Annotated in this window: 26 protein-coding genes and 2 pseudogenes; 21 read left to right on the forward strand and 7 right to left on the reverse strand. The window is 46.2% G+C overall.

Annotated elements, in window-relative coordinates:
* Positions 1-132 precede the first annotated feature (132 nt).
* Positions 133-789: a protein-serine/threonine phosphatase gene (gene pphB / locus NA330_RS06925; RefSeq protein WP_023181885.1), complete on the reverse strand. Its 657-nt coding sequence runs from the start codon at positions 787-789 to the stop codon at positions 133-135.
* Positions 790-1,015: 226 nt separating this feature from the next.
* Here pphB and NA330_RS06930 point away from each other — a divergent pair.
* Positions 1,016-1,440: pseudogene (locus NA330_RS06930) on the forward strand (transposase); the annotation flags it as partial.
* Between the two features lie 72 nt (positions 1,441-1,512).
* On the opposite strand, the gene NA330_RS06935 reads toward NA330_RS06930, so the two are convergent.
* The 3 genes and pseudogenes from NA330_RS06935 to NA330_RS06945 form a co-directional block, all read right to left on the reverse strand.
* A complete protein-coding gene (locus NA330_RS06935) occupies positions 1,513-2,040 on the reverse strand; it encodes a GNAT family N-acetyltransferase (protein WP_000971653.1) in 528 nt (175 codons plus the stop codon).
* Complete coding sequence (locus NA330_RS06940; protein WP_000855694.1) at positions 2,037-2,327, reverse strand: DUF1778 domain-containing protein; 291 nt, start codon at positions 2,325-2,327, stop codon at positions 2,037-2,039. Before NA330_RS06940 ends, NA330_RS06935 begins: the two co-directional genes overlap by 4 nt.
* Before the next feature lie 269 nt (positions 2,328-2,596).
* Positions 2,597-2,797, reverse strand: a pseudogene (locus NA330_RS06945) (IS3 family transposase); the annotation flags it as partial.
* A 240-nt stretch (positions 2,798-3,037) separates the two neighbouring features.
* Here NA330_RS06945 and NA330_RS06950 point away from each other — a divergent pair.
* Positions 3,038-3,364 carry a hypothetical protein gene (locus tag NA330_RS06950; protein ID WP_000393297.1) on the forward strand — a complete coding sequence of 109 codons (327 nt, stop codon included), beginning with the start codon at positions 3,038-3,040 and terminating at the stop codon, positions 3,362-3,364.
* A gap of 271 nt (positions 3,365-3,635) precedes the next feature.
* Here the strand turns inward: NA330_RS06950 and NA330_RS06955 are convergent, their stop codons facing one another.
* From NA330_RS06955 to invH, 3 genes are all read right to left on the reverse strand, one after another.
* Positions 3,636-3,983 carry a DUF1493 family protein gene (locus NA330_RS06955; protein ID WP_001555786.1) on the reverse strand — a complete coding sequence of 116 codons (348 nt, stop codon included), beginning with the start codon at positions 3,981-3,983 and terminating at the stop codon, positions 3,636-3,638.
* Positions 3,968-4,417, reverse strand: coding sequence for an STM2901 family protein (locus tag NA330_RS06960; RefSeq protein WP_000381616.1), 450 nt, complete (start codon positions 4,415-4,417; stop codon positions 3,968-3,970). Before NA330_RS06960 ends, NA330_RS06955 begins: the two co-directional genes overlap by 16 nt.
* A 418-nt stretch (positions 4,418-4,835) precedes the next feature.
* A complete protein-coding gene (invH, locus tag NA330_RS06965) occupies positions 4,836-5,279 on the reverse strand; it encodes an SPI-1 type III secretion system invasion lipoprotein InvH (RefSeq protein WP_023241755.1) in 444 nt (147 codons plus the stop codon).
* A 457-nt stretch (positions 5,280-5,736) separates the two neighbouring features.
* On the opposite strand from invH, the gene invF reads away from it, so the two are divergent.
* From invF to NA330_RS07060, 19 genes are all read left to right on the forward strand, one after another.
* The gene (gene invF, locus NA330_RS06970; protein WP_001728903.1) at positions 5,737-6,387 is read left to right on the forward strand and encodes a type III secretion system transcriptional activator InvF; all 651 of its coding nucleotides are present in this window, start codon (positions 5,737-5,739) and stop codon (positions 6,385-6,387) included.
* Entirely contained in the window at positions 6,384-8,072 is a 1,689-nt protein-coding gene (invG, locus tag NA330_RS06975; RefSeq protein ID WP_000848102.1) for a type III secretion system outer membrane ring protein InvG, read from the forward strand. Before invF ends, invG begins: the two co-directional genes overlap by 4 nt.
* Positions 8,069-9,187 carry a type III secretion system gatekeeper InvE gene (invE, locus tag NA330_RS06980; protein WP_000612166.1) on the forward strand — a complete coding sequence of 373 codons (1,119 nt, stop codon included), beginning with the start codon at positions 8,069-8,071 and terminating at the stop codon, positions 9,185-9,187. Before invG ends, invE begins: the two co-directional genes overlap by 4 nt.
* 24 nt (positions 9,188-9,211) lie before the next feature.
* Positions 9,212-11,269, forward strand: coding sequence for a type III secretion system export apparatus protein InvA (gene invA / locus NA330_RS06985; protein ID WP_023241756.1), 2,058 nt, complete (start codon positions 9,212-9,214; stop codon positions 11,267-11,269).
* Positions 11,270-11,292: 23 nt separating this feature from the next.
* Entirely contained in the window at positions 11,293-11,700 is a 408-nt protein-coding gene (gene spaK, locus NA330_RS06990) for an SPI-1 type III secretion system chaperone SpaK (RefSeq protein WP_001164066.1), read from the forward strand.
* The gene (gene invC, locus NA330_RS06995) at positions 11,697-12,992 is read left to right on the forward strand and encodes a SctN family type III secretion system ATPase InvC (RefSeq protein WP_000856766.1); all 1,296 of its coding nucleotides are present in this window, start codon (positions 11,697-11,699) and stop codon (positions 12,990-12,992) included. The genes spaK and invC overlap by 4 nt, the downstream gene beginning before the upstream one ends.
* Positions 12,970-13,413 carry an SPI-1 type III secretion system protein SpaM gene (gene spaM / locus NA330_RS07000; RefSeq protein ID WP_000555884.1) on the forward strand — a complete coding sequence of 148 codons (444 nt, stop codon included), beginning with the start codon at positions 12,970-12,972 and terminating at the stop codon, positions 13,411-13,413. Before invC ends, spaM begins: the two co-directional genes overlap by 23 nt.
* A complete protein-coding gene (spaN, locus tag NA330_RS07005; protein ID WP_000503107.1) occupies positions 13,413-14,423 on the forward strand; it encodes an SPI-1 type III secretion system protein SpaN in 1,011 nt (336 codons plus the stop codon). Before spaM ends, spaN begins: the two co-directional genes overlap by 1 nt.
* The gene (gene spaO / locus NA330_RS07010; RefSeq protein ID WP_000058726.1) at positions 14,423-15,334 is read left to right on the forward strand and encodes an SPI-1 type III secretion system protein SpaO; all 912 of its coding nucleotides are present in this window, start codon (positions 14,423-14,425) and stop codon (positions 15,332-15,334) included. Before spaN ends, spaO begins: the two co-directional genes overlap by 1 nt.
* Positions 15,324-15,998: an SPI-1 type III secretion system export apparatus protein SpaP gene (gene spaP / locus NA330_RS07015; RefSeq protein WP_000526016.1), complete on the forward strand. Its 675-nt coding sequence runs from the start codon at positions 15,324-15,326 to the stop codon at positions 15,996-15,998. Before spaO ends, spaP begins: the two co-directional genes overlap by 11 nt.
* A gap of 25 nt (positions 15,999-16,023) precedes the next feature.
* Complete coding sequence (gene spaQ, locus NA330_RS07020; RefSeq protein WP_000342503.1) at positions 16,024-16,284, forward strand: SPI-1 type III secretion system export apparatus protein SpaQ; 261 nt, start codon at positions 16,024-16,026, stop codon at positions 16,282-16,284.
* Positions 16,285-16,287: 3 nt separating this feature from the next.
* Entirely contained in the window at positions 16,288-17,079 is a 792-nt protein-coding gene (spaR, locus tag NA330_RS07025; RefSeq protein WP_000498965.1) for an SPI-1 type III secretion system export apparatus protein SpaR, read from the forward strand.
* The gene (gene spaS, locus NA330_RS07030) at positions 17,066-18,136 is read left to right on the forward strand and encodes an SPI-1 type III secretion system export apparatus protein SpaS (RefSeq protein ID WP_000097719.1); all 1,071 of its coding nucleotides are present in this window, start codon (positions 17,066-17,068) and stop codon (positions 18,134-18,136) included. The genes spaR and spaS overlap by 14 nt, the downstream gene beginning before the upstream one ends.
* 137 nt (positions 18,137-18,273) lie before the next feature.
* Complete coding sequence (sicA, locus tag NA330_RS07035) at positions 18,274-18,771, forward strand: SycD/LcrH family type III secretion system chaperone SicA (protein WP_000386309.1); 498 nt, start codon at positions 18,274-18,276, stop codon at positions 18,769-18,771.
* A 2-nt stretch (positions 18,772-18,773) separates the two neighbouring features.
* Entirely contained in the window at positions 18,774-20,555 is a 1,782-nt protein-coding gene (sipB, locus tag NA330_RS07040) for an SPI-1 type III secretion system needle tip complex protein SipB (RefSeq protein ID WP_023241757.1), read from the forward strand.
* A 27-nt stretch (positions 20,556-20,582) separates the two neighbouring features.
* Positions 20,583-21,812: an SPI-1 type III secretion system needle tip complex protein SipC gene (sipC, locus tag NA330_RS07045; RefSeq protein WP_000909028.1), complete on the forward strand. Its 1,230-nt coding sequence runs from the start codon at positions 20,583-20,585 to the stop codon at positions 21,810-21,812.
* Between the two features lie 70 nt (positions 21,813-21,882).
* Entirely contained in the window at positions 21,883-22,914 is a 1,032-nt protein-coding gene (gene sipD / locus NA330_RS07050; RefSeq protein WP_020899142.1) for an SPI-1 type III secretion system needle tip complex protein SipD, read from the forward strand.
* A gap of 18 nt (positions 22,915-22,932) precedes the next feature.
* Positions 22,933-24,990: an SPI-1 type III secretion system effector SipA gene (sipA, locus tag NA330_RS07055; protein WP_023241758.1), complete on the forward strand. Its 2,058-nt coding sequence runs from the start codon at positions 22,933-22,935 to the stop codon at positions 24,988-24,990.
* Positions 24,991-25,008: 18 nt separating this feature from the next.
* Positions 25,009-25,257: an acyl carrier protein gene (locus tag NA330_RS07060; protein WP_001055579.1), complete on the forward strand. Its 249-nt coding sequence runs from the start codon at positions 25,009-25,011 to the stop codon at positions 25,255-25,257.
* Positions 25,258-25,269 lie beyond the last annotated feature (12 nt).

A 25,269-nucleotide genomic window follows, 5' to 3' on the forward strand; every position in this document is an offset into this window, starting at 1 on the left:
GATCTTAATGCTGAAATGGGCAGAAAAACGCGAAATTTAGACGCTATTACGAATGGGCAATGGTACTTATTGAAGGCTATATCATTGCCCATAATGCAGGGAGGGTTGATATTATATAATTCTATTTCCAGATTACTTTATTTTAAAAAAAGACAGATTGCCTGAACAGAAAGAACCTGTGTCAATGTAGATTTGATTGGCGAATGTTGTTGTGTAGTCAACAATCATATGGCCGAAGATAAAAGTATCCGCACCGCGTATTGGATGGATATTCCCCTGTAACGAACCAAGCAGACGATCGCGTGACCATAGAACGCTATCAATATCAACTTGCTTCCCATAATCGTAGCTGTCATCTGGATAATCGGCATGGGCAATCACGTACTTCTTTGAGGACGTTTCAACCTCTATGATGTGAGGACGCTGCTTAAAAGTTAGTAATAGCTCAGTGGCTTCTTGCCTGTCTTTTTCGGTGACCGAGTCGTACCAGTAACCACCGTTTACATACCAGAAATTGCCATCCTGTGTTTCAAAAGCGTCAAGCGCCATAGCTTCATGATTACCCACTACAGAAATAAACCATGAGGTATTTAACAGTCTCAGTGTTTCAAGGTTTTCTTTTCCTCGATCAATGTTATCTCCAGTGGAGATCAAGAGATCGGTATCAGGAGAGAAATTTAATTGAGCCAGTCTGGTTAACAATAAGGAGTAACATCCATGAATATCACCAACGACCCAAATGTGGCGATAGAGATCGCTGTTGATGTCAGCATAACGAATTAATTCCATGATGTTCCTATAGCACAATTTTGGAGGCTGGTATTATAACAAAGAAGTAGGGTGATATTAATTTTTATTCTTTAAAATATACAGTTATTAAAATAACCTACAAGCTAGAAATCAACAGATAATATATATTTTATGAATCGGTTAATTAAAGTAGACGATGTGCTTGAAAGATGCACTATTTCTCGCGCAACACTTTACTGATTAATTGCAAAGGCATACTTTCCCGCTCAGAGGCTCGACAGATGCGCAGGCACTGCCGGGGTTGATTAGCCAGACTCACCGTAAAATCAGGGAAGCCTCGGCTGACGGCGCTTATGACACGCGCTATTGCTATGATGTGTTGTTGAGGAAAAAAATCAGGCCGCTAATCCCGCCACGAAGCGGTGCGCGATACTGGCCGGGCAAGTACCATGAGCGTAACCACGCGGTGGCAAATCAACATCGGAGCGGCAGCAATGAGGTCTGGAAAAGAAAGTGGGCTATCACCGTCGTTCAGTAGCGGAAACGGTCATGTTCCGTATCAAAACCTTGCTGGGCGGCCATCTGAGCCTGCGGAACTATGGTGCGCAGGTGGGTGAAGCGATGGCGATGGCCAAAACGCTGAACAGGATGACGTTGTTGGCAATGTCGACCAGCGTCAGGCTCGTATAACGAGTGCTCCGGTGGGAGTCCTGTATTCTTATCGTTGGCCGATTCTGAATTATTCAACAAAGCCTCATGTTGTCATAACCTACCAGATGCAGATAAAGCAGCATAAAGCGTTTTAAACGACAGCAACAAGGAAAGGGGTTGATCGTTTAATGGTACTGCGCCAAATCCTTTGTACCAGTCGCAGACCTGTTTATTTTTGGCATCAATAAGCAGGGCTACGCCACCGACCTGCAAAGCCGCCTGTATGCAACGCTTTCCGGCAGATAACAAAAGTTGTGCTCCCAGCCCTTGCCCCTGCATAGATTTGTCTACGGCTAAACGACCCAGACGAAACACTGGCACATCGTGTCTCCCTAATCCTTTGCTTATTGCGCCGGGAACCTGTGCATATATCAGTGATGCAGGACTGACTGAGTAAAAGCCATGGATACGTGTAACATCCGAATTATCAAGCGCAACATAGGTTTTCGTTGTCCCTTTCTCATGATTTTGTCGTGCATGGCGTTGCAGGAATTGGTTCAGATCGGCATCCCCACAATCAAAATTCATTCGATTGTGGGTTTTCCCTATCGCGGCCTCATGCCAGTCTGTAAACATCATTTCTTCATGTCCGGCAGGGCGAAAGCAGCAGCAAGAAGCTTTTCATTCGGCGCTGGCGGGTTATCTAAAATTTCCATGATCATTTGAGTATCACGCTCCGTCAGATATACCCGTTCGGCGGCATCAACAATCTTCTGTGCGACAGGTAGTACGTTACTGACCACAAAATCCGTCAGGTTGGTTTGCTGGATTGCCGCAGCGCGGACTATCAACTTTTTGGCATCCGTCGATACACGTAACGACAGTCTTTCGTTAGATTCTATAGCTATCTGAGGCATGGTTTTCATCCTCCTGTTTATGAACAATATGTACAATTATAATACATATTTGTACGCTTTCAAGGCGTACATGTGAGGCTAATATAGTCCAGACATGGCAAGAAGGTCGTTCACTGTCTTTAAACAGGGGATTAACTTCGGTTTATCGCGATTGCATTACTTTAATCTCACTGATTACGTATCATCAGGGAGTTTGCTAAATATATTCATGATTCTCTTTTTTGCCGTAACTGCTTGATTGATCCTACCCGCGTAATAGGGACACAACCCTAAGCGGCGGACATCTTCTGCTCACGTTCAGAAGAAGAGAGCTGAGTTTGCTGTTTGCTTCGCCAGCTGTAGAGCTATGATTCATACAGGTTAAGCTCGCTGGTGGCAGCGGCCACCCCAATGCGTTCCGCCAGTTTCAGGGCTTCCTGACGAAATTCAGGCGTGTGCTACTTGCGTAGCTTTTTGGTGGTTGATGCTGGTTTTGTCATGTGAGTCACCTCTTGCTTGAGCGTTTACTCACTTAGTTGCGTGTCCACTATTGCTGAGTAAGATCAGATGGTTAAAAATCAACAAAGGCCCAACGGCGTGCATTAGGCCCTGGTGATGAAGGTGGCATACGGGAGGATGTATATCCTACACTTTCATCCGGATGATGTAACAAAAATACAGATATCGGTAATGAAAGGATCATCACCGTTTAATAGAGGCCCATATATTGAGGTTCCATAATGGAAGAAGTTAACGCTGAGTTCACAATCGTTGTTGAGTCTGATCTGGATAAATATGAGTTAATTGATTTTTTATCCCAAGGGATTCCAGACATAATAAAAGTGAATTCATTATATTTAAGATACGAAAACACAATGATTACAATAGAAAGAAATTATGACTGGAATCCTAAGTTGATAAATGTGAATGATGGTTGGCTGTATTATAAATATGAATTAACAGTATTTTTCATGGAGAATACCTCGTATGAATATCAGTATGAATTAGCGAATAAAATTATGAATGCTCTACGTGAGGCGGGATATCTGGCAGAATCAATTTGGTAATATACCGGTACCTATGTAACAGCATCGTCGCCACCATACATGCAGGCTAAAAAAGAGTGAATAGTCAAGCAGTTCAGAAATGTCTACTCGCGATATACACCAGAACAAAATGGTCAATTTGAAACGGATGGCGTCAAAGTTACTGGTGGTCGAAAGGTAGATACAACAAACTATTTTAATTTGAAAATCATATGAAATTTACTACTTTTAATTTTAATCGATTAACAAAATTCATAATAATTAACCCCTGATTAATCCGAAATATTTTTCATTAATCATAAAGCCATTTCCCAGCTTTCGCTGACTCAGAAAACATTCTGATTGTTAAAGGTGTACGAGTTCGTTCTACATCTTCCCGTTTTAATTTAAACCATCGTGTAAGCAGTGGAGTATTCTCCCAGGGAAAATAACACGACCATTTAACTTGTGATAAATCTACATTAAATTTTTTTTCAAATTTATCCAAAGCTTCATGCAGGTCATCGCCTGGAGCTTCAAATAAATCAGAATCAAGTTCTAAAGGGATTTCTTTCCAATTGCTGTCTAAATATCCGGGAATCTCTTCACGGAAGAGTGCTAACACCTCTTGCTGAATTGTGTCCATCAAAAGGATGTCCATTGTATACGATCTTTAGGGCGTGCTATTAGGTTGTATTTTGCCTGAGTTCTCCTTGATACCTGGTAAATTGAATTCACAAGACCAACCCAACCTAACCATGGAACATATCGTGCTATGACTGCGGCAAGATTATTTGTTTTTCGCATTCTTATACCAACGGGTGTAGGAATTCTAATACCAAAAGGAGTTCGTGCATTTCGTAAAAGCATTCTCCCATACCTGGAGATAACACTTGTCCCTTTGATTGCCTCTCCCGGTTTCGTTCTGGTTTTTAACCACGGTTGCCCGGCGAGGATAGCAGCACCTGACTCAATGCCAATCCCTGGTTCATCACAAAATTGCTCAAGGAAAATTACATCAAATAGTTCACCTGCTGACAGGTTCGATTGTCCGTGGTAGAAGTAGGTTCCGTTTAGTTCTTCTGTCGTATCCATTCAATCACCTTATAGACTGTTTGCCATTCATTCCAGACATCGGGACGTTTCTGCCGCTATACTAGCCTGGTCGTCAATACGCTGTCACAGGTAAAAAGAACGTTGGATGGGGTATCGTAAGAATGCCAACATGTGGGGCAAGAGGGGGATGTCAGTTTATCGCGATATACGAGACGATAGTTTGTCAGTATAAGTTTCGGCTATTTTCCCGAGTCTGGGAGGCAGTTCTTTATCGCAAATAAAAAAAGCAGCAGCGAGGTGCTGCTGTATCAAAAAGCAGATTGATAAATGCAACGTAAGAGACAAATGGCCAACCGTAAAAGTGACCATAGCTATAATAATTATATTGATATTAAGTGGCAATGCAAAATATGGTCTTAATTATATCATGATGAGTTCAGCCAGCGGTGATATGGCCTTATAAGGCTTGCAGTCTTTCATGGGCAGCAAGTAACGTCTGATATATGCTTAAATTCTTACTTCCGGGTTCAAGCAAAACTTTTTTAAATTCGGTCATGAGTTGCTCTTCATCTTCTTTCGAACGCATGTATTGTGGATGTTCCTGGAAGAAGGTGAGCGCCTGCTCTTTGGTTTGTTTATATTTTTCGCAAAAAATGCTTGAGCTGATTGCGCTATTTTTTGATGCGGAATTATCAGCGTTCTGGTTTGATAATGATTTATTCTTCGCAAGGTCTGACGGCACATACGGAAGAGACTGACACTCATCAATACTATTTGCGTTGGCCAATTGCTCTTTCTGAGCGCCAGGTTGCTGTACCGGTTTGCTCACGGAGGAAGGGAGGGGCGCCTGGGCACAGCCGATCAGTAAAAAGACAGGAAGACAGCTATAAAATTTTTTCATATTAACTCCAACTACAGAAGAATGAGGCGCAATGTTTTTACACAACCGTCAGAACGTTATCTGACAATAGTTATAAGGGGGCGGATGCGTTTCAGGAATGCTAGCAAAAAAAACTCCTGATATAAATAATTAATTCATCCATCCCGATGACAATATCTGAATTTTTGCTGCTGCAGAGTAATAAGCCAGAATTTATACACTATGAGCTGATTTTCTATTTTAAATTATCAAGCGCTGTGCAAGTGGGCCAATTTAATTAGCGGGTGGCATCAGTTTCATAATGATTGCATCAGGATTTTGCCACCCGCTCCCGGTATTGTTTACATATTAAAATGATTTTTAACTGGTGCTGACAACTATGCTAAATACGCAGGAAGTACTTAAAGAAGGAGAGAAGCGGAAAATCCGCAGCCCGGAAGCATGGTTTATACAGACGTGTTCCGCGCAAAAGCTGCATATGTCATTTTCTGAAGGCCGACACAATGAAAATTGCCTGATTCAGGAAGGCGCGCTGCTTTTTTGCGAGCAGGCCGTTGTCGCACCAGTATCAGGAGACCTGGTTTTTCGACCGTTAAAAATTGAAGTACTCAGCAAATTACTGGCATTTATCGATGGTGCAGGATTAGTGGACACGACATATGCTGAATCCGATAAATGGGTTTTGCTGAGTCCTGAGTTTCGCGCTATTTGGCAAGATCGTAAACGCTGCGAGTACTGGTTTTTGCAGCAAATTATTACGCCTTCTCCGGCCTTCAATAAGGTACTGGCGCTGTTACGAAAAAGCGAGAGTTACTGGTTGGTTGGCTATTTACTCGCTCAGTCAACCAGCGGCAACACGATGAGAATGCTGGGAGAAGACTATGGCGTTTCTTATACCCATTTTCGTCGTTTGTGCAGCAGAGCGTTGGGCGGAAAAGCGAAGAGTGAATTACGAAACTGGCGTATGGCGCAATCGCTGCTGAATAGTGTAGAAGGCCACGAGAACATCACCCAATTAGCCGTTAATCATGGTTACTCATCGCCTTCACATTTTTCTAGTGAGATCAAAGAGCTGATCGGCGTTTCGCCGCGGAAATTATCAAATATTATTCAATTGGCAGACAAATGAAGACACATATTCTTTTGGCCAGAGTGCTGGCATGTGCCGCGCTTGTTCTGGTTGCACCTGGTTATTCTAGTGAAAAAATACCTGTAACGGGAAGTGGGTTTGTTGCGAAAGACGATAGCCTGCGGACATTTTTCGATGCCATGGCGCTACAGCTAAAGGAGCCTGTCATTGTTAGCAAAATGGCGGCACGAAAAAAAATTACGGGCAACTTTGAGTTTCACGATCCTAACGCATTACTGGAGAAGCTTTCCCTACAACTGGGGCTGATTTGGTATTTCGATGGGCAGGCTATCTATATTTATGACGCCAGTGAAATGCGCAATGCCGTGGTTTCTTTACGCAACGTCTCACTCAATGAGTTCAACAATTTTCTAAAACGCTCAGGTTTATATAACAAAAATTACCCGCTACGTGGCGATAACCGTAAAGGAACATTCTATGTTTCAGGGCCACCCGTCTATGTTGATATGGTGGTCAACGCCGCCACCATGATGGACAAGCAAAACGATGGTATTGAGCTGGGACGCCAGAAAATAGGGGTGATGCGTCTGAACAATACCTTCGTGGGCGATCGTACCTACAATCTGCGCGATCAGAAAATGGTTATCCCCGGTATTGCCACGGCCATTGAAAGGTTGTTGCAGGGAGAAGAGCAACCTTTAGGTAATATTGTCAGTAGCGAACCCCCGGCGATGCCAGCGTTTTCAGCGAATGGAGAAAAAGGTAAAGCAGCAAATTATGCCGGTGGCATGAGTCTGCAGGAAGCTTTAAAGCAAAATGCCGCGGCGGGCAATATTAAAATCGTGGCCTATCCGGATACCAACAGTTTGTTAGTAAAGGGAACGGCTGAGCAGGTGCATTTTATCGAAATGCTGGTTAAAGCGCTGGATGTCGCCAAACGTCACGTAGAATTATCCCTGTGGATTGTCGATCTTAATAAAAGCGATCTGGAGCGTTTGGGCACTTCATGGAGCGGCAGCATTACTATTGGGGACAAACTTGGCGTGTCATTAAACCAGTCTTCAATAAGTACCCTCGATGGCAGTCGATTCATCGCCGCGGTCAATGCGTTAGAAGAGAAGAAACAGGCGACGGTGGTTTCGCGTCCGGTATTACTGACTCAGGAAAATGTTCCCGCTATTTTTGATAACAACAGAACGTTTTACACCAAGCTGATTGGGGAACGTAATGTGGCGCTTGAGCATGTAACATACGGAACAATGATCCGAGTGCTGCCCCGTTTTTCCGCAGATGGTCAGATAGAAATGTCGCTGGACATTGAAGATGGCAACGATAAGACGCCGCAATCCGATACTACCACCTCCGTAGATGCGTTACCCGAAGTCGGGCGAACGTTAATTAGCACTATTGCAAGAGTTCCGCACGGAAAAAGTTTGCTGGTCGGTGGTTATACACGGGATGCAAATACCGATACTGTCCAAAGTATTCCGTTTTTAGGCAAATTACCGCTTATTGGTAGCCTGTTCCGTTATTCCAGTAAGAATAAAAGTAATGTTGTTCGTGTGTTCATGATTGAACCAAAAGAAATTGTCGACCCGTTAACGCCGGATGCCAGCGAATCGGTAAACAATATTCTGAAGCAAAGCGGTGCCTGGAGTGGGGACGATAAGTTACAGAAATGGGTTCGTGTTTATCTGGATAGAGGTCAGGAGGTAATTAAATGATTCCTGGCTCAACCTCTGGTATTTCATTTTCCAGAATATTGTCCCGGCAGGCATCTCATCAGGATGCGACCCAGCATACTGATGCGCAACAGGCGGAAATACAACAGGCCGCAGAGGATTCGTCTCCAGGGGCGGAAGTACAAAAATTTGTCCAGTCGACGGACGAAATGTCAGCGGCGCTGGCGCAATTTCGTAACCGTCGCGATTATGAAAAAAAATCCAGTAATTTATCTAACAGTTTTGAACGCGTGCTGGAGGATGAGGCTTTACCGAAGGCGAAGCAAATATTAAAGCTAATTAGCGTACATGGCGGCGCGTTAGAAGATTTTTTACGTCAGGCGCGTAGCTTATTTCCTGACCCCAGTGATTTAGTCCTTGTGTTACGCGAATTGCTTCGTCGTAAAGACCTGGAAGAGATCGTGCGGAAAAAGCTGGAGTCGTTACTTAAGCACGTTGAAGAGCAAACCGATCCGAAGACCCTCAAGGCAGGGATTAATTGTGCGTTGAAGGCCCGGCTTTTTGGGAAAACATTATCGTTAAAACCAGGCTTATTGCGCGCCAGCTATCGGCAATTTATCCAGAGTGAATCACATGAAGTGGAGATTTACTCTGACTGGATAGCCAGTTATGGCTATCAACGTCGACTGGTGGTACTGGATTTTATCGAGGGTTCGCTATTAACCGATATTGACGCGAATGACGCCAGCTGTTCGCGTCTGGAGTTTGGTCAGCTTTTACGACGCCTGACGCAACTCAAAATGTTGCGCTCCGCTGATCTACTGTTTGTGAGTACATTGTTGTCGTATTCGTTTACCAAAGCGTTTAATGCGGAGGAGTCGTCGTGGCTACTACTGATGCTTTCGCTATTGCAACAGCCACATGAAGTGGATTCGCTGTTAGCCGATATTATAGGTTTGAATGCGTTATTGCTTAGTCATAAAGAACATGCATCCTTTTTGCAGATATTTTATCAAGTATGTAAAGCCATACCCTCTTCACTCTTTTATGAAGAATATTGGCAGGAAGAATTGTTAATGGCGTTACGTAGTATGACCGATATTGCCTACAAGCATGAAATGGCAGAACAGCGTCGTACTATTGAAAAGCTGTCTTAATTTAATATTAACAGGATACCTATAGTGCTGCTTTCTCTACTTAACAGTGCTCGTTTACGACCTGAATTACTGATTCTGGTACTAATGGTGATGATCATTTCTATGTTCGTCATTCCATTGCCTACCTATCTGGTTGATTTCCTGATCGCACTGAATATCGTACTGGCGATATTGGTGTTTATGGGGTCGTTCTATATTGACAGAATCCTCAGTTTTTCAACGTTTCCTGCGGTACTGTTAATTACCACGCTCTTTCGTCTGGCATTATCGATCAGTACCAGCCGTCTTATCTTGATTGAAGCCGATGCCGGTGAAATTATCGCCACGTTCGGGCAATTCGTTATTGGCGATAGCCTGGCGGTGGGTTTTGTTGTCTTCTCTATTGTCACCGTGGTCCAGTTTATCGTTATTACCAAAGGTTCAGAACGCGTCGCGGAAGTCGCGGCCCGATTTTCTCTGGATGGTATGCCCGGTAAACAGATGAGTATTGATGCCGATTTGAAGGCCGGTATTATTGATGCGGATGCTGCGCGCGAACGGCGAAGTGTACTGGAAAGGGAAAGCCAGCTTTACGGTTCCTTTGACGGTGCGATGAAGTTTATCAAAGGTGACGCTATTGCCGGCATCATTATTATCTTTGTGAACTTTATTGGCGGTATTTCGGTGGGGATGACCCGCCATGGTATGGATTTGTCCTCCGCTCTGTCTACTTATACCATGCTGACCATTGGTGATGGTCTTGTCGCCCAGATCCCCGCATTGTTGATTGCGATTAGTGCCGGTTTTATCGTGACTCGCGTAAATGGCGATAGCGATAATATGGGGCGGAATATCATGACGCAGCTGTTGAACAACCCATTTGTATTGGTTGTTACGGCTATTTTGACCATTTCAATGGGAATTCTGCCGGGATTCCCGCTGCCGGTTTTTGTTATTTTATCGGTGGTTTTAAGCGTACTCTTCTATTTTAAATTCCGTGAAGCAAAACGTAGCGCCGCCAAACCTAAAACCAGCAAAGGCGAGCAGCCGCTCAGTATTGAGGAAAAAGAAGGGTCGTCGTTAGGACTGATTGGCGATCTCGATAAAGTCTCTACAGAGACTGTACCGTTGATATTACTTGTGCCGAAGAGCCGGCGTGAAGATCTGGAAAAAGCTCAACTTGCGGAGCGTCTACGTAGTCAGTTCTTTATTGATTATGGCGTGCGCCTGCCGGAAGTATTGTTACGCGATGGCGAGGGCCTGGACGATAACAGCATCGTATTGTTGATTAATGAGATCCGTGTTGAACAATTTACGGTCTATTTTGATTTGATGCGAGTGGTAAATTATTCCGATGAAGTCGTGTCCTTTGGTATTAATCCAACAATCCATCAGCAAGGTAGCAGTCAGTATTTCTGGGTAACGCATGAAGAGGGGGAGAAACTCCGGGAGCTTGGCTATGTGTTGCGGAACGCGCTTGATGAGCTTTACCACTGTCTGGCGGTGACGCTGGCGCGCAACGTCAATGAATATTTCGGTATTCAGGAAACAAAACATATGCTGGACCAACTGGAAGCGAAATTTCCTGATTTACTTAAAGAAGTGCTCAGACATGCCACGGTACAACGTATATCTGAAGTTTTGCAGCGTTTGTTAAGCGAACGTGTTTCCGTGCGTAATATGAAGTTAATTATGGAAGCGCTCGCATTGTGGGCGCCAAGAGAAAAAGATGTCATTAACCTTGTGGAGCATATTCGTGGAGCAATGGCGCGTTATATTTGTCATAAATTCGCCAATGGCGGCGAATTACGAGCAGTAATGGTATCTGCTGAAGTTGAGGATGTTATTCGCAAAGGGATCCGTCAGACCTCTGGCAGTACCTTCCTCAGCCTTGACCCGGAAGCCTCCGCTAATTTGATGGATCTCATTACACTTAAGTTGGATGATTTATTGATTGCACATAAAGATCTTGTCCTCCTTACGTCTGTCGATGTCCGTCGATTTATTAAGAAAATGATTGAAGGTCGTTTTCCGGATCTGGAGGTTTTATCTTTCGGTGAGATAGCAGATAGCAAGTCAGTGAATGTTATAAAAACAATATAAGGGCTTAATTAAGGAAAAGATCTATGCAACATTTGGATATCGCTGAATTAGTTCGTTCCGCACTGGAAGTAAGTGGTTGCGATCCTTCACTCATCGGAGGAATAGATAGCCATTCAACAATTGTTCTGGATTTATTTGCATTGCCAAGTATCTGTATCAGCGTCAAGGACGATGATGTATGGATCTGGGCGCAATTGGGTGCTGACAGCATGGTGGTATTACAACAGCGGGCTTATGAAATCTTAATGACCATAATGGAAGGATGCCATTTTGCCCGCGGCGGGCAATTACTACTGGGGGAGCAGAATGGGGAGCTAACGCTTAAAGCCTTAGTGCATCCGGATTTTTTATCTGACGGTGAAAAGTTCTCTACTGCCTTGAATGGGTTTTACAACTATCTGGAAGTTTTTAGTCGGTCGCTAATGAGATGAAAACACCTCGTTTACTGCAATATCTGGCCTACCCACAAAAAATAACCGGCCCAATTATTGAGGCGGAATTGCGCGATGTAGCCATTGGCGAACTGTGTGAAATACGCCGTGGCTGGCACCAAAAACAGGTTGTTGCACGTGCGCAGGTGGTTGGCTTACAGCGGGAACGCACCGTGCTGAGCCTTATCGGCAATGCCCAGGGGCTGAGCCGCGATGTCGTGCTTTATCCCACTGGACGTGCGTTATCGGCGTGGGTGGGATACTCAGTATTAGGCGCGGTGTTGGATCCGACAGGGAAAATCGTTGAGCGTTTTACCCCTGAAGTGGCGCCGATTAGCGAAGAACGCGTTATTGATGTCGCACCGCCGTCTTACGCTTCGCGCGTTGGCGTCCGTGAACCGCTGATTACCGGTGTGCGCGCGATTGACGGGTTATTGACCTGTGGCGTAGGCCAGCGAATGGGCATTTTTGCCTCCGCAGGATGCGGTAAGACCATGCTGATGCATATGCTGATCGAGCAAACGGAGGCGGATGTCTTTGTTATTGGTCTTATCGGTGAACGAGGCCGTGAGGTCACTGAATTCGTGGATATGTTGCGCGCTTCGCATAAGAAAGAAAAATGCGTGCTGGTTTTTGCCACTTCCGATTTCCCCTCGGTCGATCGCTGCAATGCGGCGCAACTGGCGACAACCGTAGCGGAATATTTTCGCGACCAGGGAAAACGGGTCGTGCTTTTTATCGATTCCATGACCCGTTATGCGCGTGCTTTGCGAGACGTGGCACTGGCGTCGGGCGAGCGTCCGGCCCGTCGAGGTTATCCCGCCTCCGTATTCGATAATTTGCCCCGCTTGCTGGAACGCCCCGGGGCGACCAGCGAGGGAAGCATTACTGCCTTTTATACGGTACTGCTGGAAAGCGAGGAAGAGGCGGACCCGATGGCGGATGAAATTCGCTCTATCCTTGACGGTCACCTGTATCTGAGCAGAAAGCTGGCCGGGCAGGGACATTACCCGGCAATCGATGTACTGAAAAGCGTAAGCCGCGTTTTTGGACAAGTCACGACGCCGACACATGCTGAACAGGCATCTGCCGTGCGTAAATTAATGACGCGTCTGGAAGAGCTCCAGCTTTTCATTGATTTGGGAGAATATCGTCCTGGCGAAAATATCGATAACGATCGGGCGATGCAGATGCGGGATAGCCTGAAAGCCTGGTTATGCCAGCCGGTAGCGCAGTATTCATCCTTTGATGACACGTTGAGCGGTATGAATGCATTCGCTGACCAGAATTAAAGTATTGCAGCGGCGCTGTACGGTATTTCATTCACAGTGTGAGTCGATATTACTTCGCTATCAGGATGAGGACCGCGGGCTGCAGGCCGAGGAGGAGGCGATCCTTGAACAAATAGCGGGTCTGAAATTGTTATTAGATACGCTGCGTGCAGAAAACAGACAGCTCAGTCGTGAGGAAATTTATACGTTATTACGTAAGCAGTCTATTGTTCGCCGGCAGATAAAAGATTTAGAACTCCAGATTATACAAATTCAGGAAAAACGGAGCGAGCTGGAAAAGAAAAGGGAAGAGTTTCAGAAAAAAAGTAAATATTGGTTGCGCAAAGAAGGGAACTATCAACGCTGGATAATCCGTCAGAAAAGACACTATATCCAGCGAGAGATACAGCAGGAAGAGGCCGAGTCAGAGGAGATAATTTAATGGGCGATGTGTCAGCTGTCAGTTCATCCGGGAACATTTTACTGCCGCAGCAGGATGAGGTTGGCGGTTTATCAGAAGCATTAAAAAAAGCGGTGGAAAAACATAAGACAGAATATTCCGGTGATAAAAAAGATCGCGACTATGGCGATGCTTTCGTAATGCATAAAGAAACGGCTTTACCGGTATTACTGGCGGCATGGCGACATGGCGCGCCAGCGAAATCAGAACATCACAATGGCAACGTTTCTGGTCTGCATCATAACGGAAAAGGCGAACTCAGGATTGCTGAAAAACTGTTGAAAGTCACTGCTGAAAAATCTGTCGGTTTGATTTCTGCGGAGGCCAAAGTAGATAAATCCGCAGCGTTGCTATCGTCTAAAAATAGGCCGTTAGAAAGCGTAAGCGGTAAAAAATTATCTGCTGATTTAAAAGCTGTGGAATCCGTTAGTGAAGTAACCGATAACGCCACGGGAATCTCTGACGATAATATCAAGGCATTGCCTGGGGATAATAAAGCCATCGCGGGCGAAGGCGTTCGTAAAGAGGGCGCGCCGCTGGCGCGGGATGTCGCACCTGCCCGAATGGCCGCAGCCAATACTGGTAAGCCTGACGATAAAGATCATAAAAAGGTTAAAGATGTTTCTCAGCTTCCGCTGCAACCAACCACTATCGCCGATCTTAGCCAATTAACCGGCGGCGATGAAAAAATGCCTTTAGCGGCGCAATCAAAGCCGATGATGACTATTTTTCCCACTGCCGATGGCGTGAAAGGAGAGGATAGCTCGCTGACTTACCGTTTTCAGCGCTGGGGAAATGACTATTCCGTCAATATTCAGGCGCGGCAAGCAGGGGAGTTTTCGTTAATACCGTCAAATACGCAGGTTGAACATCGTTTGCATGATCAATGGCAAAACGGTAATCCCCAGCGCTGGCACCTGACGCGAGACGATCAACAAAATCCGCAGCAGCAACAGCACAGACAGCAATCTGGCGAGGAGGATGACGCCTGATGTCATTGCGTGTGAGACAGATTGATCGTCGCGAATGGCTATTGGCGCAAACCGCGACAGAATGCCAGCGCCATGGCCAGGAAGCTACGCTGGAATATCCGACGCGACAGGGAATGTGGGTTCGGTTGAGCGATGCAGAAAAACGGTGGTCGGCCTGGATTAAACCTGGGGACTGGCTTGAGCATGTCTCTCCCGCTCTGGCGGGGGCGGCGGTTTCTGCTGGCGCTGAGCATCTGGTCGTTCCCTGGCTTGCTGCAACAGAGCGACCGTTTGAGTTGCCCGTGCCGCATTTGTCCTGTCGGCGTTTATGCGTAGAGAACCCCGTGCCGGGAAGCGCGCTGCCGGAAGGGAAATTGTTGCACATTATGAGCGATCGGGGCGGCCTGTGGTTTGAGCATCTTCCTGAACTGCCTGCAGTCGGGGGCGGCAGGCCGAAAATGCTGCGTTGGCCGTTGCGCTTTGTAATCGGTAGCAGTGATACGCAGCGTTCGTTGCTGGGCCGAATCGGGATCGGAGATGTACTCCTGATTCGTACTTCCCGTGCGGAAGTTTATTGCTACGCGAAAAAGTTAGGTCATTTCAACCGTGTTGAAGGGGGAATTATTGTGGAAACGTTAGATATTCAACATATCGAAGAAGAAAATAATACAACTGAAACTGCAGAAACTCTGCCTGGCTTGAACCAATTGCCCGTCAAACTGGAATTTGTTTTGTATCGTAAGAACGTTACCCTCGCCGAACTCGAAGCCATGGGGCAGCAACAGCTATTATCACTGCCGACCAATGCTGAACTTAACGTTGAAATTATGGCGAATGGTGTTTTGCTGGGTAATGGCGAACTGGTACAGATGAATGACACCTTAGGCGTTGAGATCCATGAATGGCTGAGCGAGTCTGGTAATGGGGAATGATATCTCATTAATTGCCTTACTGGCATTTTCCACCCTGTTGCCATTTATTATTGCGTCAGGAACCTGTTTCGTTAAATTTTCTATTGTATTTGTCATGGTGCGTAACGCCCTGGGATTGCAGCAGATACCTTCAAATATGACGCTTAACGGCGTCGCATTGCTGCTTTCTATGTTTGTTATGTGGCCCATAATGCATGATGCCTACGTCTATTTTGAGGACGAAGATGTCACCTTTAATGATATTTCGTCATTAAGTAAACACGTTGATGAAGGTCTGGATGGTTATCGCGATTATCTGATCAAATATTCAGATCGCGAGTTAGTTCAGTTTTTTGAAAACGCGCAACTGAAGCGTCAGTATGGAGAAGAGACCGAGACGGTAAAGCGTGACAAAGATGAAATTGAAAAACCTTCAATATTTGCGTTGTTACCTGCTTATGCGCTGAGCGAAATAAAAAGCGCGTTTAAAATTGGTTTTTATCTTTATTTACCTTTTGTCGTCGTCGACCTGGTGGTATCCAGCGTGCTACTGGCGCTGGGGATGATGATGATGAGTCCGGTGACGATATCTACACCTATTAAGCTGGTGCTTTTTGTCGCGCTTGATGGCTGGACCTTACTGTCTAAGGGATTGATATTACAGTATATGGACATTGCAACATGACATCATTACGAGACGGGATAGTTAAATGGATGATTTAGTGTTTGCAGGTAATAAGGCGCTCTATCTTGTTTTGATCCTGTCAGGGTGGCCGACGATTGTCGCAACGATTATCGGCCTCCTGGTAGGGTTATTCCAGACGGTAACGCAATTACAGGAACAGACGCTGCCTTTTGGCATTAAATTACTTGGCGTGTGTTTGTGCTTGTTTTTACTGTCTGGCTGGTATGGCGAAGTTTTACTCTCTTACGGGCGTCAGGTGATATTCCTGGCGTTGGCTAAGGGGTAAAAAATGTTTTACGCGTTGTACTTTGAAATTCATCACCTGGTTGCGTCTGCGGCGCTAGGGTTTGCTCGCGTGGCGCCGATTTTTTTCTTCCTGCCGTTTTTGAATAGCGGGGTATTAAGCGGCGCGCCGAGAAACGCCATTATCATCCTGGTGGCATTGGGAGTATGGCCGCATGCATTGAACGAGGCGCCGCCGTTTTTATCGGTGGCGATGATCCCGTTAGTTCTGCAAGAAGCGGCGGTAGGCGTCATGCTGGGCTGTCTGCTGTCATGGCCTTTTTGGGTTATGCATGCGCTGGGTTGTATTATCGATAACCAGCGAGGGGCAACGCTAAGTAGCAGTATCGATCCGGCAAACGGTATTGATACCTCGGAAATGGCTAATTTCCTGAATATGTTTGCCGCTGTCGTTTATTTACAAAACGGCGGTCTGGTCACGATGGTTGACGTGTTAAATAAAAGCTATCAGCTATGCGATCCGATGAACGAGTGCACGCCTTCATTACCGCCGCTATTAACGTTTATTAATCAGGTGGCTCAAAACGCCTTGGTTCTGGCCAGTCCGGTGGTATTAGTGCTGTTGCTGTCAGAAGTATTCCTGGGTTTATTGTCGCGCTTTGCTCCGCAAATGAACGCTTTTGCGATTTCACTGACGGTAAAAAGCGGTATTGCCGTTTTAATTATGCTGCTTTATTTCTCTCCGGTACTACCGGACAATGTACTGCGACTCTCTTTCCAGGCCACAGGATTAAGCAGTTGGTTTTACGAGCGAGGGGCGACGCATGTCCTCGAATAAAACAGAAAAACCGACTAAAAAACGGCTGGAAGACTCCGCTAAAAAAGGCCAGTCATTTAAAAGTAAAGATCTCATTATCGCCTGCCTGACGCTGGGAGGAATTGCCTATCTGGTGTCGTATGGCTCATTTAATGAGTTTATGGGGATAATTAAGATCATTATTGCGGATAATTTTGATCAGAGCATGGCTGACTACAGTTTGGCCGTTTTTGGGATAGGGTTAAAATATCTGATTCCATTTATGCTGCTCTGCTTAGTGTGTTCCGCATTACCGGCGTTATTACAGGCCGGTTTTGTGCTGGCGACAGAAGCATTAAAGCCTAATTTATCGGCGTTAAACCCGGTAGAAGGGGCAAAAAAACTTTTTAGTATGCGCACGGTTAAAGATACGGTCAAAACCCTACTGTATCTCTCATCCTTTGTGGTGGCCGCCATCATTTGCTGGAAGAAATATAAGGTTGAAATCTTTTCTCAGCTAAATGGCAATATTGTAGGTATTGCCGTCATTTGGCGTGAACTTCTCCTCGCATTGGTATTAACTTGCCTTGCTTGCGCATTGATTGTCTTATTATTGGATGCTATTGCGGAATATTTCCTGACCATGAAAGATATGAAAATGGATAAGGAAGAAGTGAAGCGTGAAATGAAGGAGCAGGAAGGGAACCCAGAGGTTAAATCTAAAAGACGTGAAGTTCATATGGAAATTCTGTCTGAACAGGTGAAATCTGATATTGAAAACTCACGCCTGATTGTTGCCAACCCCACGCATATTACGATCGGGATTTATTTTAAACCCGAACTGATGCCGATTCCGATGATCTCGGTGTATGAAACGAATCAGCGCGCACTGGCCGTCCGCGCCTATGCGGAGAAGGTTGGCGTACCTGTGATCGTCGATATCAAACTGGCGCGCAGTCTTTTCAAAACCCATCGCCGTTATGATCTGGTGAGTCTGGAAGAAATTGATGAAGTTTTACGTCTTCTGGTTTGGCTGGAAGAGGTAGAAAACGCGGGCAAAGACGTTATTCAGCCACAAGAAAACGAGGTACGGCATTGAGCCGCGTAAAGCAGTAGCGATGTATTCATTGGGCGTTTTTTGAATGTTCACTAACCACCGTCGGGGTTTAATAACTGCATCAGATAAACGCAGTCGTTAAGTTCTACAAAGTCGGTGACAGATAACAGGAGTAAGTAATGGATTATCAAAATAATGTCAGCGAAGAACGTGTTGCGGAAATGATTTGGGATGCCGTTAGTGAAGGCGCCACGCTAAAAGACGTTCATGGGATCCCTCAAGATATGATGGACGGTTTATATGCTCATGCTTATGAGTTTTATAACCAGGGACGACTGGATGAAGCTGAGACATTCTTTCGTTTCTTATGCATTTATGATTTTTACAATCCCGATTACACCATGGGACTGGCGGCGGTATGCCAACTGAAAAAACAATTTCAGAAAGCATGTGACCTTTATGCAGTAGCGTTTACGTTACTTAAAAATGATTATCGCCCCGTTTTTTTTACCGGGCAGTGTCAATTATTAATGCGTAAGGCGGCAAAAGCCAGACAGTGTTTTGAACTTGTCAATGAACGTACTGAAGATGAGTCTCTGCGGGCAAAAGCGTTGGTCTATCTGGAGGCGCTAAAAACGGCGGAGACAGAGCAGCACAGTGAACAAGAAAAGGAATAATTATGGTAAATGACGCAAGTAGCATTAGCCGTAGCGGATATACCCAAAATCCGCGCCTCGCTGAGGCGGCTTTTGAAGGCGTTCGTAAGAACACGGACTTTTTAAAAGCGGCGGATAAAGCTTTTAAAGATGTGGTGGCAACGAAAGCGGGCGACCTTAAAGCCGGAACAAAGTCCGGCGAGAGCGCTATTAATACGGTGGGTCTGAAGCCGCCTACGGACGCCGCCCGGGAAAAACTCTCCAGCGAAGGGCAATTGACATTACTGCTTGGCAAGTTAATGACCCTACTGGGCGATGTTTCGCTGTCTCAACTGGAGTCTCGTCTGGCGGTATGGCAGGCGATGATTGAGTCACAAAAAGAGATGGGGATTCAGGTATCGAAAGAATTCCAGACGGCTCTGGGAGAGGCTCAGGAGGCGACGGATCTCTATGAAGCCAGCATCAAAAAGACGGATACCGCCAAGAGTGTTTATGACGCTGCGGCCAAAAAACTGACGCAGGCGCAAAATAAATTGCAATCGCTGGACCCGGCTGACCCCGGCTATGCACAAGCTGAAGCCGCGGTAGAACAGGCAGGAAAAGAAGCGACAGAGGCGAAAGGGGCATTAGATAAGGCCACGGATGCGGCGGTTAAAGCAGGCACAGACGCCAAAGCGAAAGCCGAGAAAGCGGATAACATTCTGACCAAATTCCAGGGAACGGCTAATGCCGCCTCTCAGAATCAGGTTTCCCAGGGTGAGCAGGATAATCTGTCAAATGTCGCCCGCCTCACTATGCTCATGGCCATGTTTATTGAGATTGTGGGCAAAAATACGGAAGAAAGCCTGCAAAACGATCTTGCGCTTTTCAACGCCTTGCAGGAAGGGCGTCAGGCGGAGATGGAAAAGAAATCGGCTGAATTCCAGGAAGAGACGCGCAAAGCCGAGGAAACGAACCGCATTATGGGATGTATCGGGAAAGTCCTCGGCGCGCTGCTAACCATTGTCAGCGTTGTGGCCGCTGTTTTTACCGGTGGGGCGAGTCTGGCGCTGGCTGCGGTGGGACTTGCGGTAATGGTGGCCGATGAAATTGTGAAGGCGGCGACGGGGGTGTCGTTTATTCAGCAGGCGCTAAACCCGATTATGGAGCATGTGCTGAAGCCGTTAATGGAGCTGATTGGCAAGGCGATTACCAAAGCGCTGGAAGGATTAGGCGTCGATAAGAAAACGGCAGAGATGGCCGGCAGCATTGTTGGTGCGATTGTTGCCGCTATTGCGATGGTAGCGGTCATTGTGGTGGTCGCAGTTGTCGGGAAAGGCGCGGCGGCGAAACTGGGTAACGCGCTGAGCAAAATGATGGGCGAAACGATTAAGAAGTTGGTGCCTAACGTGCTGAAACAGTTGGCGCAAAACGGCAGCAAACTCTTTACCCAGGGGATGCAACGTATTACTAGCGGTCTGGGTAATGTGGGTAGCAAGATGGGCCTGCAAACGAATGCCTTAAGTAAAGAGCTGGTAGGTAATACCCTAAATAAAGTGGCGTTGGGCATGGAAGTCACGAATACCGCAGCCCAGTCAGCCGGTGGTGTTGCCGAGGGCGTATTTATTAAAAATGCCAGCGAGGCGCTTGCTGATTTTATGCTCGCCCGTTTTGCCATGGATCAGATTCAGCAGTGGCTTAAACAATCCGTAGAAATATTTGGTGAAAACCAGAAGGTAACGGCGGAACTGCAAAAAGCCATGTCTTCCGCGGTACAGCAAAATGCGGATGCTTCGCGTTTTATTCTGCGCCAGAGTCGCGCATAAAAACTGCCAAAATAAAGGGAGAAAAATATGTTAATTAGTAATGTGGGAGTAAATCCCGCCGCTTATTTAAATAATCATTCTGTTGAGAATAGTTCACAGACAGCTTCGCAATCCGTTAGCGCTAAAGATATTCTGAATAGTATTGGTATTAGCAGCAGTAAAGTCAGTGACCTGGGGTTGAGTCCTACACTGAGCGCGCCTGCGCCAGGGGTATTAACGCAAACCCCCGGAACGATCACGTCCTTTTTAAAAGCCAGTATTCAAAATACCGACATGAATCAGGATTTGAATGCCCTGGCAAATAATGTCACGACTAAAGCGAATGAGGTTGTGCAAACCCAGTTACGCGAGCAGCAGGCAGAAGTCGGTAAGTTTTTTGATATTAGCGGAATGTCTTCCAGTGCCGTTGCGCTGTTGGCTGCCGCGAATACGTTAATGCTGACGTTGAACCAGGCTGATAGCAAACTGTCTGGTAAGTTGTCATTAGTCAGCTTTGATGCAGCTAAAACGACGGCAAGCTCCATGATGCGCGAAGGGATGAATGCGTTGTCCGGTAGTATTTCCCAGAGCGCGCTTCAGTTGGGGATCACTGGCGTGGGCGCCAAACTGGAATATAAGGGGCTGCAGAATGAAAGAGGCGCGCTTAAACATAATGCCGCGAAGATCGATAAACTGACCACTGAAAGCCACAGTATTAAAAACGTGCTGAACGGGCAGAATAGCGTCAAACTCGGTGCTGAAGGCGTCGATTCTCTGAAATCGTTAAATATGAAGAAAACCGGTACCGATGCGACGAAAAATCTTAATGATGCGACGCTTAAATCTAATGCCGGAACCAGCGCCACGGAAAGTCTGGGTATTAAAGACAGTAATAAACAAATCTCCCCTGAACATCAGGCTATTCTGTCGAAACGTCTTGAGTCTGTCGAATCCGATATTCGTCTTGAGCAGAATACCATGGATATGACCCGAATTGATGCGCGCAAGATGCAGATGACGGGCGATCTGATTATGAAAAACTCAGTTACGGTCGGTGGTATTGCAGGGGCGTCCGGGCAGTACGCCGCTACTCAGGAACGTTCCGAGCAGCAAATTAGCCAGGTGAATAACCGTGTTGCCAGCACCGCATCGGACGAAGCCCGTGAAAGTTCACGTAAATCGACCAGCCTGATTCAGGAAATGCTGAAAACAATGGAGAGCATTAACCAGTCGAAAGCATCCGCACTCGCTGCTATCGCAGGCAATATTCGCGCTTAATCTGAAAGGTCATCTATACGCCATCAGGGGTGTGATTTAATCGCGCTCCTGATGGCGAACTGGGGATATTATGCTTAATATTCAAAATTATTCCGCTTCTCCTCATCCGGGGATCGTTGCCGAACGGCCGCAGACTCCCTCGGCGAGCGAGCATGTCGAGGTTGCCGTGGTACCGTCTACCACAGAACATCGCGGCACAGATATCATTTCATTATCGCAGGCGGCTACTAAAATCCAGCAGGCACAGCAGACGCTGCAGTCAACGCTACCGATTTCTGAAGAGAATAATGACGAGCGCACGCTGGCGCGCCAACAGTTGACCAGCAGCCTGAATGCGCTGGCGAAGTCCGGCGTGTCATTATCCGCAGAACAAAATGAGAACCTGCGGAGCGCGTTTTCTGCGCCGACGTCGGCCTTATTTAGCGCTTCGCCTATGGCGCAGTCGAGAACAACCATTTCTGATGCTGAGATTTGGGATATGGTTTCCCAAAATATATCGGCGATAGGTGACAGCTATCTGGGCGTTTATGAAAACGTTGTCGCAGTCTATACCGATTTTTATCAGGCCTTCAGTGACATTCTGTCCAAAATGGGAGGCTGGTTATTACCAGGTAAGGACGGTAATACCGTTAAGCTAGATGTTACCTCACTCAAAAATGATTTAAACAGTTTAGTCAATAAATATAATCAAATAAACAGTAATACCGTTTTATTCCCAGCGCAGTCAGGCAGCGGCGTTAAAGTAGCTACTGAAGCGGAAGCGAGACAGTGGCTCAGTGAATTGAATTTGCCGAATAGCTGCCTGAAATCTTATGGATCCGGTTATGTCGTCACCGTTGATCTGACGCCATTACAAAAAATGGTTCAGGATATTGATGGTTTAGGCGCGCCGGGAAAAGATTCAAAACTCGAAATGGATAACGCCAAATATCAAGCCTGGCAGTCGGGTTTTAAAGCGCAGGAAGAAAATCTGAAAACCACATTACAGACGCTGACGCAAAAATATAGCAATGCCAATTCATTATACGACAACCTGGTAAAAGTGCTGAGCAGTACGATAAGTAGCAGCCTGGAAACCGCCAAAAGCTTCCTGCAAGGATAACAGAAGAGGATATTAATAATGGTTACAAGTGTAAGGACTCAGCCCCCCGTCATAATGCCAGGTATGCAGGCCGAGATCAAAACGCAGGCCACGAATCTTGCGGCGAATCTTTCCGCAGTCAGAGAAAGTGCCACAACGACGCTGTCAGGGGAAATTAGAGGCCCGCAACTGGAAGATTTTCCCGCGCTGATCAAACAGGCGAGTCTGGATGCGTTGTTTAAATGCGGGAAAGACGCTGAGGCGTTAAAAGAAGTTTTTACCAATTCAAATAATGTCGCCGGTAAGAAAGCGATAATGGAGTTTGCCGGGCTCTTTCGTTCAGCGCTCAACGCCACCAGTGATTCTCCTGCGGCGAAGACGCTACTGATGAAGGTGGGGGCAGAGTATACCGCGCAAATCATAAAAGATGGCCTGAAAGAAAAGTCAGCTTTTGGGCCATGGCTGCCAGAAACAAAGAAAGCGGAAGCGAAGCTGGAAAACCTGGAAAAGCAGCTGTTAGATATCATCAAAAATAACACTGGCGGTGAATTAAGTAAATTATCGACGAATCTTGTTATGCAGGAGGTGATGCCCTATATTGCCAGCTGCATTGAACATAACTTTGGCTGTACGTTGGATCCGTTAACCCGCAGCAGTCTTACGCAGCTTGTTGACAAAGCGGCGGCGAAGGCGGTTGAGGCGCTTGATATGTGCCACCAAAAATTAACGCAAGAGCAGGGTACCAGCGTAGGACGGGAAGCCCGGCACCTTGAAACGCAAACGTTGATACCCCTGCTGCTACGTAATGTTTTTGCACAAATTCCTGCAGATAAACTGCCTGACCCTAAAATTCCGGAACCTGCGGCTGGACCAGTACCTGATGGTGGGAAAAAAGCAGAACCTACGGGTATTAATATCAATATTAATATTGATAGCAGTAGCCATAGCGTGGATAACAGTAAGCATATTAACAATAGCCGAAGCCATGTCGATAATAGCCAGCGCCATATCGATAATAGCAACCATGATAATAGCCGGAAGACGATTGATAATAGCCGAACATTTATTGATAACAGCCAACGCCATGGCGAGTCACACCATTCGACTAACAGCAGTAACGTAAGTCATAGTCATTCGCGTGTGGATTCGACTACGCATCAAACGGAGACGGCACACAGCGCCAGCACAGGGGCAATTGACCATGGCATCGCGGGTAAAATTGACGTCACGGCTCATGCGACGGCAGAGGCTGTGACCAATTCTTCATCCGAAAGTAAAGATGGAAAGGTGGTCACGTCAGAAAAGGGCACTACGGGTGAAACACCCTCTTTTGATGAAGTTGATGGCGTAACCAGCAAGAACATTATCGGCAAGCCTGTACAGGCCACGGTGCACGGCGTTGATGATAATAAACAGCAAAGCCAGACGGCAGAGATTGTGAATGTGAAGCCGCTTGCCAGTCAACTGGCTGGCGTCGAGAATGTTAAAATCAATACTTTACAATCAGACTCGACGGTAATTACAGGTAATAAAGCCGGTACGACCGATAATGATAATAGCCAGACAGATAAGACTGGCCCATTTTCTGGTTTGAAGTTTAAGCAAAATAGTTTCCTCTCAACAGTACCGAGCGTTACGAATATGCATTCAATGCATTTCGACGCCCGTGAGACGTTTTTGGGGGTGATACGTAAAGCCCTGGAGCCGGATGCCTCTACACCGTTTCCTGTACGCAGAGCGTTTGACGGCTTGCGTGCGGAAATATTACCCAATGACACGATAAAGAGTGCAGCGTTGAAAGCGCAATGTAGCGATATTGACAAGCACCCAGAATTGAAAGCGAAAATGGATACGCTTAAAGAGGTCATTACTCATCATCCACAAAAAGAAAAACTGGCTGAGATTGCACAGCAGTTTGCCAGAGAGGCGGGGCTGACCAGGCTAAAAGGGGAAACTGACTATGTGTTAAGTAATGTGCTGGACGGCCTTATCGGAGACGGTAGCTGGCGAGCTGGCCCGGCTTACGAGTCATACCTGAATAAACCTGGCGTGGATCGGGTTATTACTACCGTTGATGGCTTGCACATGCAGCGTTAATTAACCGGGAAAGATGCGATGAATATGGATATTGAAGCAAGAGTCAAAAAAGTGATTACCTCCTGTATTGCCGTTGATGTTGATAGTATCAATGGTCAGACCCATCTGGTTGAGGATCTTTACGCTGACTCATTGGATTTAATTGATATTGTATTTGGTCTTAGTGAGGAGTTTGACATTAGTTGTAATGAAAACGATCTTCCTGATATGACGACCTTTGCGGATATATGTCGTGTTGTTAAAAAAAGTCTTGAGTCCAGGGTGTAGTATTTTTCTCTC

Source organism: Salmonella sp. NW722, from assembly GCF_051702785.1.
Classification (GTDB): Bacteria; Pseudomonadota; Gammaproteobacteria; order Enterobacterales; family Enterobacteriaceae; genus Salmonella; species Salmonella enterica.